General features: G+C 69.9%; 10 protein-coding genes and 4 pseudogenes. 8 read left to right on the forward strand and 6 right to left on the reverse strand.

Features of this window, described 5'->3' with window-relative positions; translation table 11 throughout:
- Positions 1-23: 23 nt before the first annotated feature.
- A pseudogene (locus ABZO29_RS43490) lies at positions 24-947 on the reverse strand (oxidoreductase).
- A gap of 79 nt (positions 948-1,026) precedes the next feature.
- On the opposite strand from ABZO29_RS43490, the gene ABZO29_RS43495 reads away from it, so the two are divergent.
- The gene (locus tag ABZO29_RS43495; protein WP_367325718.1) at positions 1,027-1,620 is read left to right on the forward strand and encodes a TetR/AcrR family transcriptional regulator; all 594 of its coding nucleotides are present in this window, start codon (positions 1,027-1,029) and stop codon (positions 1,618-1,620) included.
- A gap of 294 nt (positions 1,621-1,914) precedes the next feature.
- On the opposite strand, the pseudogene ABZO29_RS43500 reads toward ABZO29_RS43495, so the two are convergent.
- Both ABZO29_RS43500 and ABZO29_RS43505 read right to left on the reverse strand, forming a co-directional pair.
- Positions 1,915-2,037 (reverse strand): annotated as a pseudogene (locus tag ABZO29_RS43500) (IS481 family transposase); the annotation flags it as partial.
- A 5-nt stretch (positions 2,038-2,042) separates the two neighbouring features.
- Positions 2,043-3,431, reverse strand: a complete 1,389-nt coding sequence (locus tag ABZO29_RS43505) for an MFS transporter (protein ID WP_367325719.1) — start codon at positions 3,429-3,431, stop codon at positions 2,043-2,045.
- Positions 3,432-3,560: 129 nt separating this feature from the next.
- On the opposite strand from ABZO29_RS43505, the gene ABZO29_RS43510 reads away from it, so the two are divergent.
- Complete coding sequence (locus tag ABZO29_RS43510) at positions 3,561-4,196, forward strand: helix-turn-helix domain-containing protein (protein WP_367325720.1); 636 nt, start codon at positions 3,561-3,563, stop codon at positions 4,194-4,196.
- Positions 4,197-4,304: 108 nt separating this feature from the next.
- Positions 4,305-4,883: a hypothetical protein gene (locus ABZO29_RS43515; RefSeq protein WP_367325721.1), complete on the forward strand. Its 579-nt coding sequence runs from the start codon at positions 4,305-4,307 to the stop codon at positions 4,881-4,883.
- Between the two features lie 12 nt (positions 4,884-4,895).
- Here ABZO29_RS43515 and ABZO29_RS43520 read toward each other — a convergent pair.
- Positions 4,896-4,990 (reverse strand): annotated as a pseudogene (locus ABZO29_RS43520) (IS5/IS1182 family transposase); the annotation flags it as partial.
- A gap of 144 nt (positions 4,991-5,134) precedes the next feature.
- Here ABZO29_RS43520 and ABZO29_RS43525 point away from each other — a divergent pair.
- From ABZO29_RS43525 to ABZO29_RS43535, 3 genes and pseudogenes are all read left to right on the forward strand, one after another.
- A pseudogene (locus tag ABZO29_RS43525) lies at positions 5,135-5,470 on the forward strand (ricin-type beta-trefoil lectin domain protein); the annotation flags it as partial.
- A gap of 579 nt (positions 5,471-6,049) precedes the next feature.
- Entirely contained in the window at positions 6,050-7,333 is a 1,284-nt protein-coding gene (locus ABZO29_RS43530; RefSeq protein ID WP_367326403.1) for a phosphatase PAP2 family protein, read from the forward strand.
- A 288-nt stretch (positions 7,334-7,621) separates the two neighbouring features.
- Positions 7,622-7,819 carry a hypothetical protein gene (locus ABZO29_RS43535; RefSeq protein WP_367325722.1) on the forward strand — a complete coding sequence of 66 codons (198 nt, stop codon included), beginning with the start codon at positions 7,622-7,624 and terminating at the stop codon, positions 7,817-7,819.
- A gap of 490 nt (positions 7,820-8,309) precedes the next feature.
- Here ABZO29_RS43535 and ABZO29_RS43540 read toward each other — a convergent pair whose 3' ends face one another.
- Positions 8,310-10,754, reverse strand: coding sequence for an FtsX-like permease family protein (locus ABZO29_RS43540; protein WP_367325723.1), 2,445 nt, complete (start codon positions 10,752-10,754; stop codon positions 8,310-8,312).
- A 20-nt stretch (positions 10,755-10,774) separates the two neighbouring features.
- Positions 10,775-11,524 carry an ABC transporter ATP-binding protein gene (locus ABZO29_RS43545; RefSeq protein ID WP_367325724.1) on the reverse strand — a complete coding sequence of 250 codons (750 nt, stop codon included), beginning with the start codon at positions 11,522-11,524 and terminating at the stop codon, positions 10,775-10,777.
- Between the two features lie 639 nt (positions 11,525-12,163).
- On the opposite strand from ABZO29_RS43545, the gene ABZO29_RS43550 reads away from it, so the two are divergent.
- Positions 12,164-13,051: a universal stress protein gene (locus tag ABZO29_RS43550; RefSeq protein WP_367325725.1), complete on the forward strand. Its 888-nt coding sequence runs from the start codon at positions 12,164-12,166 to the stop codon at positions 13,049-13,051.
- 274 nt (positions 13,052-13,325) lie between these two features.
- Complete coding sequence (locus ABZO29_RS43555; RefSeq protein ID WP_367325726.1) at positions 13,326-14,207, forward strand: universal stress protein; 882 nt, start codon at positions 13,326-13,328, stop codon at positions 14,205-14,207.

A 14,207-nucleotide genomic window follows, 5' to 3' on the forward strand; every position in this document is an offset into this window, starting at 1 on the left:
AATTCAACCGAGCTCCCGGAGGCTCAGGACTGAACTGCCGCGGTCGGCTCCAGGAAGGTGACTCCGGTCAGCTCCTCGGAGACGGTCCACAGGCGGCGCGCGGCGGCCGGGTCGCTGGCCGCCGCCGAGCGGCCGGCCAGGGAGGGGGTGCCACGCATCTCGAACATGCCGCCGGGGCCGACGAAGCTGCCGCCGGGCAGGTCCTGGACGGCCGCGTAGAGGGAGTTGAGCGCGCCCGCCTGGCCGTCCTGGGCGATGAACTTGTTGCCGAGGAGGAAGAACAGGCGCCGCAGGGTGCTGGCGTCGTTGCCCTGGAGATTGGTGGCAGCCCAGCCGGGGTGGGCGGCCAGCGCGCGGACGGGCGAGCCGGCTGCGGCGAGCCGTCGCTGGAGTTCCAGGGTGAACAGCAGCATCGCCAGCTTGGACTGGCTGTAGGCGGTCATCGGGTCGTACTCGCCGGTCAGGTCAAGGTTGTCGAAGTGGATGCGGGGACTGCCCGGGGACTTGTGCGCGGTCGACGACAGGGACACCACGCGGTCCGTGATGTGCGGCAGCAGCAGGTTGGTCAGGGCGAAGTGCCCCAGGTAGTTGGTGCCGAACTACGTCTCGAAGCCGTCCTTGGTGCGGCCCTCGGGGACGTTCATGACTCCGGCGTTGTTGATGAGCAGGTCCAGGTCGCCGTGCCAGTCGTCGGCGAACTCGCGCACCGAGGAGAGGTCGGCCAGGTCGAGCCGGCGGACCTCGACGCTGCCGTTCACGGCCTGGGCTGCGGCCTCGCCGCGCTTGGTGTCGCGTACGGCGAGGACGACGTGCGCGCCCGCGGCGGCCAGGGCCGTGGCGGTGGCGAGGCCGAGGCCGCTGTTGGCGCCGGTCACGACGGCGGTGCGGCCGGTCTGGTCGGGGATGTCGGTGGTGTTCCAGGGCTGGGTGTGTGCGTTCATTGCCATGACCCCAATGTATGCACTGACCACAATGTATGCAACATTAACAATGTGGGCGTCGCTCACACCCGGCTAGGGTGAGGGCATGACGAACCGCCCCTACCACCACGGAGACCTCCCCGCCGCGCTACTCGCACGGGCCGAGCAGACGTTGCGCGAGAAGGGATCGGGCGCGCTGTCCCTGCGGGAGCTGGCCCGCGAGATCGGGGTGAGCCCCGCCGCGCCGAGTCGCCACTTCAAGTCCAAGCAGGCACTGCTGGACGCCCTGGCGCTGACCGGGTTCGAGCGACTCGCCGAGGCCATCGCAGCCTCACAGGAAGGCGCTGGTGAGGCGTTCGCCGACCGGCTGGATGCTGCGGCCCGCGCCTACGTGGGCTTCGCCGTGGCCAACGCCGCACTGCTCGACCTGATGTTCTCGGTAAAGCACAGCCCGGAGGCGTCGGAGGCGGTGGGCGCGACCGCCCACCGGTGGTCCGAGCACCTGCTGGAGCTGATCGGCGACGGGCAACGCCGCGGCGAAGTGCGCGAGGGGCAGCTGGAGCGTGTTGCGCTACCGATCTTTGCGGCGCTGCACGGCTACGCCGGCCTGACGGTGAGCGGCGTACTGCCTCCGGAGTTGGCCGAGCACGGCCTGGACGACCTGATCGCGTCCATCCTGCGCGGCTGTGAGCCGCGATAGAGCCGCGCAGGATGATCAGAGGGGTCAGTTTTCAGGAACTGGCTGAGGGTCATTTTCAGAGACTGGCGACACCTGGATCGACTGGTGGAGCCGCGCGCCACCGAGTCCGCCCGCCGTGTCGACGAGGCCCGCTACCTCAAGACCCTTCAGGCGCCGTTTTTCGTCGCCGTCCGCATGCGGAAGGACTAGGTGCACGAGGCCATGACGTTTCAGACTTCAAGGGCCTCTGTGCGCTGCTGTTCTGAGGTCCCCGTGTCCGGGCATACAGGAATACTTGATGGATGTCCCGGTTCCCTTTGTGGCACAGGCTCGGGAGATTCCCATCTCACCGGCGACGTGAGCAATGAGGCGAGTTCGGCAGCGCTCGACAAGGCGGCGGCGCCCTTCAACGGACAACGGTGCGTTGAGGTAAGTCACGTGGCTCACCGCGCTTTTGGGGAGGTGGTACCCGTGGTGGCCTCCTTCGGCCGTGAAGTGTGGGCGACGAGGAAGAGCAGTAGGCCACAGGTGGCGACGAGGATCCAGCCCGGGCGGGACGCGTGTGCGAGCTCCGGCGGGCCGGCAGCCGTGACCAGGCCACCGGCGAGAGCGATGCCGAGGGCGGAGCCAAGTTGCCGTGCGGTGGAGGTGATCGCCCCCGCCACGCCGGCACGGGCGGAAGGCAGTCCATTGACCGCGGTGTTGGTGATCGGGGCGTTGGCGAAGCCGAACCCGATGCCGATGAGCGAGTATGCGGCCAGAAGCAGGAGCACGCTCGTGTGCGGGGTGAGCCGGACCAGGCAGAGCCCGCCGACCGTGATGAAACCACCGGCAAGGAGCAGCGGCAGCCGCGGTCCCGTACGGCCGACCATGCGGCCGGACCAGGGGGCGCAGACGGTCGCTCCTACGGCCAAGGGCAAGGTCGCCACGCCGGCGGCCAGCGGTGTCCATCCCCGGGTGTGCTGCAGGTAGAGGGTGTTCAGCAGCAGCGTCATGCTCAGGGCCACGAAGACCGCGACCGCGCCCACGACGGCACCGCTGAAGACCGGGCGCCCGAAGAGCCGCAGATCCATCAGCGGCTCACGTCGGCGGGACTCGACCCACACGAATCCGGCTGTCGCCACGGAACCCCATGCGTATCCCGCCAGCGCCGCAGGCGACGTCCAGCCGATGCGCGGCCCTTCGATCAGGACGCCGACCACGACGGCGAGGACCATGGTCAGCAGGACCTGGCCGGGCAGGTCGAGTCGCCGGGCCCGCTGTGCCCGGGACTCCGGCACGAACACCGCACTGAGCAGCAGAGCGACCGCGATGACCGGTGCGTTGATCCAGAACAGCGCCCGCCAGCCGAGCCCCGCGAGCAGCGCGCCGCCCGTGACGGGACCGGCAGCCATGCTCAGCCCGAACACCGACGCCCAGATGCCGATCGCCTGCGCCCGTTCCTTCGGATCCGGCATCGCGTTCACCACGATCGCGAGCGCCACGGGGCTGAGCATCGAGGCCCCGATGCCCTGGAGGGCGCGGGCCGCGACGAGTTCGCCCGCCGACGGGGCGAGCGCGCAGACCAGTGAGGCCGCGCCGAACACGGCCAGCCCGCACTGGAACACCCGGCGGCGTCCGAAGCGGTCCGCCAGTGCGCCGGAGGAGATCAGGAGACTGGCCAGGACGAGGGTGTAGGCGTCCACGACCCATTCGAGACCACGCGTGTCGACACCCAGGCCGCGCCCGATGGCCGGCAGACCCACATTGACGATGGTGGTGTCCAGGCCCACCAGGAACATGCTCAGGCAGCAGACGGCCAGTACCGTCCAGCGCCTGCGCGCACTCAGCATGGGCTGAACAGGGTGAGTCGTCGTCGCGGTCAAGGTCCACCTCTCACGTCCCGGAACACTGCCCGGCAAGGATCGGACCGGACGACGATCACAGCCCATCAATTTTGCGAACACTGCAAAACTGGATCCATGAACACAGGATCCAAGGACGCGGAGCTGGAGCGGATTCTCGACGGCATCGGACCCCGCCTGCGCGGGCTGCGCCGGGAACGGGGACTCACGCTCGAGGCACTCGCAGCCACGACCGGGCTCTCCGTCAGCACACTGTCCCGGGTGGAATCGGGCAAGCGGCGCCCGACTCTGGACCTGCTGATCCCGCTGGCACGGGCGCACCACGTCGCTCTCGACCAACTGGTGGCGGCGCCGGCCAGCGGTGACCCTCGGGTGCACCTCCGGCCCGTGCACAGGGAGCGCGGCAGCGTCCTCGTGCCCCTCACGCAGTACCCGGGCCGAGTCCAGGTCTTCAAGCAGGTACTGGCACCCCGCCAGCCGGAACTGGTCACCCACGAGGGCTACGAATGGCTCTACGTCCTCGCCGGTCGGCTACGCCTCATCCTCGGGGCGCAGGACGTCACGCTGCGGCCCGGCGAAGTGGCCGAGTTCGACACAACCGAGCCCCACTGGTTCGGCCCCGCGGACACGAACACCGTGGAGATCCTGCACCTGTTCGGTCCACGAGGAGACCAAGCCGTCGTCCGCGCCAGACCGTCCACAACCGATCCCGCCCTGCCGACCGCCCCGAACCCACCGTCAACAACGTCATGACCCGCAACGACTCGGCCCCGTCCGGAGGATCTTCATGACCTTCGATGGCTGTAGGGTCACCCGATGGTGCACCCAGGGCTGGGGGATGCTGGAGGGGAGTCGTCAGCTATGTGGCCAGACCAGTGGGCCGTTATTGCCGAATCCGACCGTGAACAGTGGGACTTCGAGCCACTCGAACGAGTCGGTCCTCTCCAGTTCGGCGTGAGCCTGCCAGAGGCGATCGCTGCGATGGAAGCGCGGGGGTTTGCCTCCGACACCTCACCGATCAGGAACTTCGGTCCGTTCGAGCAGGTGCGCGCACAGTTCCGCAAAGCGGAGGCAGCTGCCAGCCGAGTGGATGTCGTGGCCTACTTCGTCGACTCCATCGGTTTGACCTGTGTTGTTGTGGACGCCCGCACGGGTCCGCAGGTGGCACTGGACGGGATTCGGCTGATAGGCCGGAGGCCTTCTGAGCTCGCCGACGAGATAAGTGCACACTTGGAGGAACTCGGCGAGGTCATAGGGATCACACCCGAGGGCGAGATCAGCTCTCCGGAGTGGGGGATGATGCCGCGTGCCCAGCGGGCGGGCGATGTGCTCCTGACGCGTGCGGTGTTCGGCAGGCCCAACTCCTGGGCCAACACCATGTTCGACTCCATTCCGGCCGATGAATGGGTGGGTCACTGCGTCATTGGTTCCTCGGGGTAGTCGAGCGCCCTTCTGTGGCTTGAGCCAGAGGCGGACGGATGTGACGGTGACGGTGCCGTGGAAGACGTAGGCGCGTTTGTGAAGCGCGTGGCCATGGCACGGTAGTGGTGAGCCGACGCGGCCTATCGACGTATCCAGCGGCGAGCACGACCTACGAGGCCGAGGACGCCGCCAACACCAAGGGCGGCTCGGCGGCCAATGCCACCTGTTCCGGCTGCTCGGGCGGCACCAAGGTCGGCTTCGTCGGCAACGGCGCGGCCAACACCCTCACCTTCTCCAACGCCACGGCCTGGGCGCCCGACTTCGACGCGATCGAGGTCCGTTCGCTGCCCGGCACCAACGGCATCCAGCTGGCCGGACAGCAGTCCGGACGCTGCCTGGACATCAACGACAACACCATCACCAACGCAACCGACGCCCAGCTGTGGGACTGCTCCGGAGGGGAGAACCAGGCCTGGGTGCGCACCACCGTGCGCAAGGAACTCGTGGTCTACGGCAACAAGTGCCTGGACGCCTACCAGGCCGGGACCGCCAACGGCACCAAGGGCGTCCTGTGGACCTGCAACGGCGGCAGCAACCAGAAGTGGACCCAGCGGTAGAGCGGTGACCGGGCGGCGGGCCGCCCGGTCACCGGAGCGTCACAGGAACGCCCCACCGGAACGGCTGCATTGGCGTTGGCAGTTACGGGGCCCGGTGCTTCGCCCCGCCGTTGTGCGGCGGGGCGAAGCACCGTCGCGTCACGGCGCCGACTCGCCACGCTGAGGACAGGATCCTCGGTGCCCCGAGCTGAGCTGGTGTGCTCAGCCGCTGGGCTGATGCTCGGCTGTCCTTGGAGAGGCGGCGTCGTAGGCAAGGTCGCTCGCGTCGAAATGCCGACATCCCTGCGCAGGCTGCCGGTTCACGGCCCTGCGTCGAGCACGGCTCGACTGAGCTTCGCGTCACTCATGACCGGCGAAACCCACCCTGGCCGCTCCGATAGTATGTTCGATCTCGCGATGATCGCCCTTATCGCTCGTCCGTCAGTGGAAAACCATGCCGTCCAGTACAAAGAGTGACCTATTTAACTAGCATCTGAAAATCGGTCAAAATTGATATCCATAACATCGCGGGTGTTTTCGCGAATAAAATGCAGAGTTGCGTTCGCCGTGTGGCGTCAACCGCGGGCGATTCTGTGGGCCACGGTGGGTGTGGCGGCCCTCGGATTCCTCGTCGCGCTGGAGATCGCCGCGCGTCACTACGGCCAGCGGGGTCCGATCACCAACCAGGTCCGAGAGGTGATATTCGTCCCCAAATCGGGGCCGCTCTTGTACGCCTGTATGGCGTTGATGATGGTGGTGCTCACCCGGCGGCAACGGTTCATCGCGGCTGGTGTCGCGATCGGCATTGACGTCGCCTTCTTTCTGGTGCGGTGGGTGGCCGGCGCCGGCACGACCGACGGCCGCTCCTTCGGCAACGGTGCGTTGTGGGTGACCCTGGGCTGTGCGGTCATCGCTGTCACGCGCCGCACCGGCCGGGAACGTGTCCTGCTGCTGAAGGGCGTCGGGCTGGGCCTTCTGCTGGTGACCGGCCGCAAGACAGGCGATACCTGGCTGCTCATCACGTCGAAGAGCCGCCCGACGGTACTCGACCAGTACGTGGCAACCGCCGATCACGCGTTGGGCACCCCGTCGTGGCTGGTTGGCCGGATTGTCAGGGCCGCCGGCCCGATCGGCTTCCATGTTCTTGACTGGGTCTACGTTCAGCTTGCGGTGGCCGCGGTCGCCGTCGCGCTGTACCAACTGCGCAACGTGGCGGCCGAGGGCCGCTTCCCACGCCACCACCTGGTGCGGACCTTCCTGGCCATCGGCCTCCTCGGACCGGGCATCTACATGATCTACCCGGTGGTCGGACCGGTCTTCGCCTACGGCGCCGACGGCGGCCACTGGGCGGTCGCCAACCTGTGGCCGAACCTGCCCACACCGATCAACACCCCGCACCACATGCCCTTCGACGGAATCACCCCACGCAACTGCATGCCCAGCCTGCACACAGCGTGGGCCACCGCGATCTTCATCCATTCCCGCAAGGGCCCACGGATTCTGCGATTCGCCGGCACGTTCTGGCTGATCGCCACGCTCGGCGCGACCCTGGGATTCGGCTACCACTACGGCGCCGACATCATTGCGGGCGTGGTGTTCACCCTCACGATCGAGGCAGCGCTGCGCGCCCTCGAACGCGGCTGGGACCGGTCAGGAATACAGCTGGTCACCTACGGCACAACAGTCTTCGCCGCGCTCCTGGTGTCCTACCGCTATCTCCCGATGGAGATGGCCGAACAACCGTGGCTGTTCGGACCACTTCTCATCCTGGCCACCGCCTCAGTGGTCTACGGCTACGTACGGACCACCAGTCTGTGGGACCCGAAGGCCGCCCCGGTGCCGCAACCGGAACCGCAACCCGAACCGGTCTGAATCTGCAATTCGGCCCTCAGGGTTCGCAGAGAGTCAGGGTGCTTCGTCGCGTGTGGCGGAGGGAAAGCGGGCCGGAGCCGGTGCTTTGCCGCACCGGATGCGGTCCTCGGCGCGGGCGCGCGCCCGGTGGCTGCCGGAGCCGGATGACGGCGCCCCGCAGCGCCGCGGATGCGCGTGCCGGACGCGGCCGTCCAGGGATGATCCGCCGGACACCTGGGCCACTGCGACGGCCTGTTCCGCGGACTGAGAGGATGGCGCCGAACCGCAACAGAAGTGAGGGGGATGCGCATGGCCGTGCTCATCTTGTCCGGCGTCCTCGTGCTCGCCCTCGGCGGGTGCGTCTGCGTTGTGTGGGCGGCGCGGGGCGGCCCGCGCTGGGTACGCGCGGTGGCCGCCGCGACCCTGGCGGCGGGCGAGTTGGTGCGCCGGTCGGGGCGTACGGGTCAGAGCCAGAGCCAGAACCAACTCGGCGATTCCGACGGCTAGTTACTTACGTCGTCTCTCATGGGCTTGCCGCTGACCACCGTCAGCGGCAGGTCCTGCTTGCTCCGCGATGGGTCGCGCCCCTCGTATGATCACGCCTTCTCCCGCCGCGTTCGCCTTCCACAGGCGTTCGTCTGGGATGGGGCTGATCCCGTCAACTCCTCCTGGCCATCGGGCGTCCACCGAGTCATGGCACGGGCCTGAGCCCCGGCCAACCCGTCGTCGTCCCTCTGGTCATCCCGGAGGGATCAGGACGCCCGTCTCCCGGCCCGTGGTCTGGGTCCTGCCGGGTTCGTCGACCGGACGGGCCTCCTTGAAGTACCGGTTCCAGTTGTCCTCGACGTGGGCCATGGTCTCGGCCGCCAGAGGCCGCCGGCCGTCCCCGCGGGACAGCCGGCGGCATGGGCACGGCCGCGTAAGAGAACGAGGGCGAGGCCGTGCCCAGTCGCGCTGACGCTGCGAGCGTGCGTGGCCAGCGAGGCGCGCGGCGCGGTTATTCGACGACGCGGAGAGTCGCGGGGATGTTCATGCGGCGCAGGCGGCGCGCTGTGAGCAGCGGGGTGAGCGCCACGGCGCCGATGCCGAGCAGTAGTGCGGTCAGGTAGGTACGGGGAGCCACGGTCGCGTCGAAGCCGATCTCCGGCATCGTACGGGCGAGTTGGACCTCGACCATCCAGCGGTCGATGCCCTGGCCGAGTAGAACCCCGGCGGCGGTGCCGAGCGCGCCGAGGAGGGTGCTCTCGGCCACGGCCATGGCGAGGACGGTCCGGACGGGCAGTCCGAAGGCGAACATGGTGGCGTTCTCGCGGGAGCGTTCGTCGGCGGAGATGCTCGCGGCGTTGAAGGCGATCAGTACCGCCAGGGCGAGAGTCACGGCGGCGGCGATGTCGAGGATGCCGGTGAACTGCTCGACGCCGGAGCGCAGCGCGTCCACGGTCTCGGTGGCCGTCTGCACCCCGCTCACGCCGGCCGTCGCGAACAGGGCCTGCTTCAGTTGGTGCAGCTCGGTGCCAGAGGTGGGGAGGACCTCGACGGCGTTGGCCGTGCCGGTGAGCCCGAACAGCTCGGCCCGTGACCGGTCGAGGTAGGCCACCGTGCGCAGCGGGTTGGGATGCACGGCGGCAACCGTGACACGGCTGTCGGTGAGTGCGAACGTTCCCTGTCCCGACCGCCGAGGGTGATGCAGGATGAGGGAATCGCCGGGCCGGACGCCGAGGTCGTGCGCGGCCTTCTCGGAGAGCACCAGGCCACCGGGGCGGCGCGTGAGACTGCCTCCGGTGAGCGTGGGCCGCCACGCCCCGCCGCTGAGATCACGCAGTTGGACGAGCAGGGTCACGCTCTCGCGGTCACCGCGGCGGGCGGTGGCGGGCATGGTCAGCACGGGTGTGGCGCTGTCCACGCCGTCCGCGGCGGCCACCGCCCGCACCTGGGCGGAGTCCTCGGCGTGGTAGCCGTCGAGCTGGGCGATGACGCGACCGCTGCCACCCCTGGTCGCCTCCTGCTCGCTGTCGCCGAGCATCGTCCCGAAGGAGTCCAGCATGCCGAAGACGGTGATCATGATGGCGACCGCTGCGCCGATCCCGAGAGAGGTCAACACCGTCCTGCGCGGTGTGCGCAACACATTGCGCAGCGGCATCTGCCGGTAGCCGCGTCCGGGGACGGGAAGCCGGCGCAGTAGCGGGGCCAGGCCACCGCCGCGTGCGGCCAGATGACCGACCCTGATGGCGTCGACCGGCCGGACTCGGACCGCCCGCCACACCGGCCATGCCACGGCCAGCAGCGGTAGGGCGAAGCCGAGCAGCGCGGCGAACAGGAAGGTGCGGTACTGGAACGGGGTGTCCCAGACGGGCAGGGGAAGCAGGCCGGTCAGCAGCCCGGCCATGGCCCGGCTGACAGCGGCGCCGACGCCGAGCCCGAGGACGACGCCGAGCAGCGCGACCTGGACGCCCAGCAGCATCGGCCGGGCGGCGATGCGCATCCGCGGCACCCCCAGCGCCATGCCGATGCCGATCTCCCGGCGCTGTGCCTCGACGACCCTGCTGGTGAGGTTGAACGCACCGAACGCCGCTCCCAGCAGCAACAGCAGCGCGATGACGTCGAAGAGCCTGGCGTCGCCGTTGATGTCCTCGTACAGCGCGTGGTAGCCGATCTCGTCGTTTCGGACGGTCACGGTGCCGGACAGCGGTGTGGGGCCACGGCCGAGGGCCCGCTCCAACTGACCGGCGACCGCCTCCGTGTCGGTGCCGGTGGTCAGGGTCAGCACGACCTCGTTGACCTGACCCTCCGCGTCGGCCAGTCGCTGTGCGGTGGCCAGCGGCACGAACAGCACCGCGAAGCCCGACTCGCCGATCATCGGAATCCCGCTGTCGGCGGCCGGGCTGAAGTAGTCGGGCGCGGAGCCCTGGCCCACGTACCGCATGCGGGTGCCGCCCGAGACCCGTACGGTGCCGGAGGTCGGCAGGTCGTAGTAGCGGGCGAAGGCGCGCTCCAGCACCGCGACGGGCCTGCCGCTCTCGCCGGTCTGCACCTGCCTGCCCGTGTAGACGTGGACGCGGTCCACCGCCGTGTCGGAGGCTGCACCGACCAGACGGCCCGCCACCAGCACTTCGCGTCCGCCCCGTGAGGCGTCGACCTGGGTGGCGACCGTGAGCCGCTCGGCGACCCCGGTCACCCGGTCGGCCGACGGTATGCCGGCGACCAGTTTCCGCAGTGTCCCGGCCGGCGCCGTCGTGCCCGCGGTGAGTGTCACCCGCACGTCGTGCATGCCCAGCTTCGCGTGGCTGGCGTCGTACGACCGTGTGCGCCATTCGTCGGTGCCCGAGAATCCCGCGTAGGCGCCGGTGCCCAGGGCGATGGTGAGGGCGATGGCGAGCACCAGCACCCACCGCTGCCGCAGATCCCGCCAGGACCAGCGAAGCCACATCAGCCGGCTGTTCATCAGCGCACCGCCGCCCACCGCTACCAGCGAAGCTCGGAAACGTCGGCGCGGCCCGCCGACGGCGGTCCGTCGCTGACGACGCGACCGCTGGAGAGCTCGACGACTCGGTCGGCGACCCGGGAGATCTCGCGGTTGTGCGTGACCACCAGCACCGTCTTGCCCGCCTCGGCCTGAGCCCGCAGCAGCCCCAGGATCTGCACCCCCGTCCGGAAGTCCAGTTCTCCCGTCGGCTCGTCCGCCAGCAGCACCGGGTTGCCGGTGGCCAACGCCCGTGCGATCGCGACCCGTTGCTGCTCTCCGCCGGACAATTCGTGCGGGAAGTGCCGCACCCGGTGGCCGAGGCCGACCTGCCCCAGGGTGTCCGTTGCGAGCCGGGCCGCGTTCTCCCGGCCGGCGACATCGGCCCCGAACTGCACGTTCTCCAAAGCGGTGAGGCCGGGGAAGAGGTTGAAGCTCTGGAAGACGAAGCTCACGGTCCGGCGGCGGAAGCGCTGCAGCTCCCGCGGCGGGGCGGCAGTGATGTCCTGTCCGGCGATCCGGATCCGGCCGGAGCTCGGCGCATCGAGCGCTCCTATCAGGTTGAGCAGCGTGGTCTTCCCCGAGCCGGAGGGGCCGAGTACGACGACGAAGGCGCTCTCGTTCACATGCAGGCTGACCTCGTCCAGCGCGGTGACGGCGGCCTGCCCCACCCGGTAGCGGCGGCTCACGCCGTCCAGGTCGATCCGTGTGTCCGTCGTTGCACGGCCGGCCGTACCGCCTACGGTTTCCACGTCCGCCTCCTGGCCTCGGTCTGCCCCCCCCCGGGCGTCCGGCGGCATCCGCTCCCGTGGCAATGTGGTGCCAAGCCCTGCCCGCCTCTTTGTCGCCTTCGGCGTGCGTTCTCAGCTCGACGCTATGCCCCGTGAGGACACCGCCCAAGGACCATTGGGCTCCGCCGTACTGCCGGTCGGCCCATCGACTCCGGCCGAACGACGGTGCATGGGCCTCGCGCGTGGGACGGGCCCGAGGCCCCGCCGCCGCGCTGCAGCGATGCGTTCTGTCATGTCGGTGAGGTCCACGGCTCCGGCCCGATTGCCGAGCACCACCTCGCAGTTGCGGCGGGCTGCAGGTCGGGCTTCCCGCGCTTTTTCCCGGCTCTTCTCGCGGCGTTGCCTGTCGATGGCTGCGGCTGCGGATCCACGCGGGCGGGAAGGCCGGCCGTCGAGCGGGAAGGTCAGCCGTCGAACGGACGTGGACGCTCGGCAGTGATCGGTGGCAACCGGCGCAGGGTTGGCCCTGGCGCAGGCACGTGGCCTTCGCGGGGGAGGGCTGGTCGGCCCTCGTAGCGGCCGTCAAGCCCCATGGCGGCGCGGTGTGACCGGGGTGAGTCTGGAGGTGGCGGGCAACGGTGTCTGGACGTGGGAGTCACGATGAGTGGTCTGGTGGTCGTGGGGGTGGATGGGTCGGCGTCGGGTCTTGCCGCTGCGGAGGAGGCGGCACGGGAGGCGCGGTTGCGCGGGGCGGGGCTGCGGGTGGTGCATGCGTTCATCTGGCCCGCGATGCACGTGCCCCTGGGCTCGTCGTCGCTCGGCCCGCCCGAGGGCGGGATACGGAACATGGTGGATCATCTGCTGGCCGAGGCGGTGGAGCGAGCGCGGGCGGCGGCACCAGGGGTCGATGTCAGTCATGTCGTGGTGACCGGTGAGCCGCTGACGGTCCTGGAGGCGCAGTCGCGTTCCGCCGAACTGGTGGTCGTCGGATCCCGCGGCCTGGGCGGTTTCGTCGGGCTGATGGTGGGGTCGACGGCGGTGCATCTTGCGGCGCATGGCCGGTGTCCGGTGCTGGTGGTGCGTGAGCAGCCTGGTGCCGACGGGCCGATCGTGCTGGGTGTGGACGGTTCGGCTTCAGGAGAGCGGGCGGTGGACTTCGCCTTCGCCGAGGCCGCGCTGCGAAATGTCCCCCTGCTGGCGCTGCATGCGTGGACCACGTGGAACGCGCCGATGCCCGCACCGCAGGATGCGTCCATGCCGTTCGCGAATCCCCCGGGCGCGCTCGCCGGGGAGGAGGAACGCCTGTTGTACGAGGCGCTCGCGGGTCGCCGGGAGCGGTATCCGGGCGTGGCCGTGGAGCACAGGACGGTGCACGGCAGGACGCGGGAGGCGTTGATCGAGGCGAGCCGGTCCGCTCAGCTGGTGGTGGTCGGTGCCCGGGGGCGCGGCGGTTTCCGCGGTCTGCTCCTCGGGTCGGTCAGTCAGGCCGTGCTGCACCACGCGCACTGCCCGGTCGCGGTGGTGCGGGGAGCGGGCGAGCATCACTGACATCGTCAGGCGCGGGGCCCGCCGTCCGGTTGCGCACCGCGGGCGCGGGTGCGGGCGAGGTGCCGGTCGGGCGGCAGGCGGGTACTTGAGACCGGTGCCGCAGGTGGCCGTTCCGTACGGGGTGATGGTCAGTGTTCCGACCACTCAGGGGTGTCGGCAGGGCCGAGCGGTCCCTCGGGCGGCCTGATGGCCCCTGGCCGCGGTGGATGGTTGCCCCGAGGCTGGGAGCTCAGGGGAGCCGCGCGTCGGCGGCTTCATGGGATGGGAGTACGCAGTGACTGATCCGGTGATCGTGGGTGTGGACGGTTCCGCGTCCAGTCTTGACGCGGTCGACGTCGCGGCTCGTGAGGCGCACCTGCGCGGGGTCTCCCTGCGGATTGTGCACGCCTTCGGCCATGGGCCGGGACACCTGCCGACGGGGACCCCGCCGTGGAACCCGGCCGACCACGGTCTGGAGCCGATGGCGCGGGGAGCGCTGGCCCGGGCCGAGGAACGGGCGTACGCGGTTGCGCCGGGCATCGAGATCACCCGGTCCGTGGTGGCCGGTGAGGCGCTTGAGGTGCTGGAGATCGAGTCGCGTTCGGCGGCGCTGGCCGTGGTCGGCAGCCGTGGCCTGGGCGGTTTCGCCGGGCTGCTGCTGGGTTCGACGGCGGTGCAGCTGGCCGCGCACGGCCACTGCCCGTTGATGGTGGTGCGCGGTCGCCCGGATCCGGCCGGTGCCGTGGTGCTGGCCGTGGACGGCTCCGAAGCAGGCGAGGCGGCGGTGGAGTTCGCGTTCGCCGAGGCCGCACTGCGCAAGGCACCGCTGGTCGCCGTGCATGTGTGGAACACCTGGAGCGAACGGGCCTACGAGGGCCCCGGCGACCCGCTGACCGCCGTGGTGGTGGACGCCGACCATCTGCGTGAGGCCGAGCAGCACCTGCTGGACGAGACCGTGTCCTCCTGGCAGAAGGTCTTTCCGCAGGTTTCGGTGGAGCGGCGTCTGGTGCGCTCCCGGATCCGCCCGGCCCTGATCGACGCCGGCCGGGAGGCCCAGCTGGTGGTGGTCGGCGCCCGGGGACGCGGCGGCTTCGCCGGTCTGCTGCTCGGCTCCGTCAGCCAGGCCCTGCTGCACCACTCGCACTGCCCCGTCACCGTCGTCCGTGGCAAGGAGTGA

The sequence above is a fragment of the Streptomyces sp. HUAS ZL42 genome, from assembly GCF_040782645.1.
In the GTDB taxonomy this organism is placed as follows: domain Bacteria; phylum Actinomycetota; class Actinomycetes; order Streptomycetales; family Streptomycetaceae; genus Streptomyces.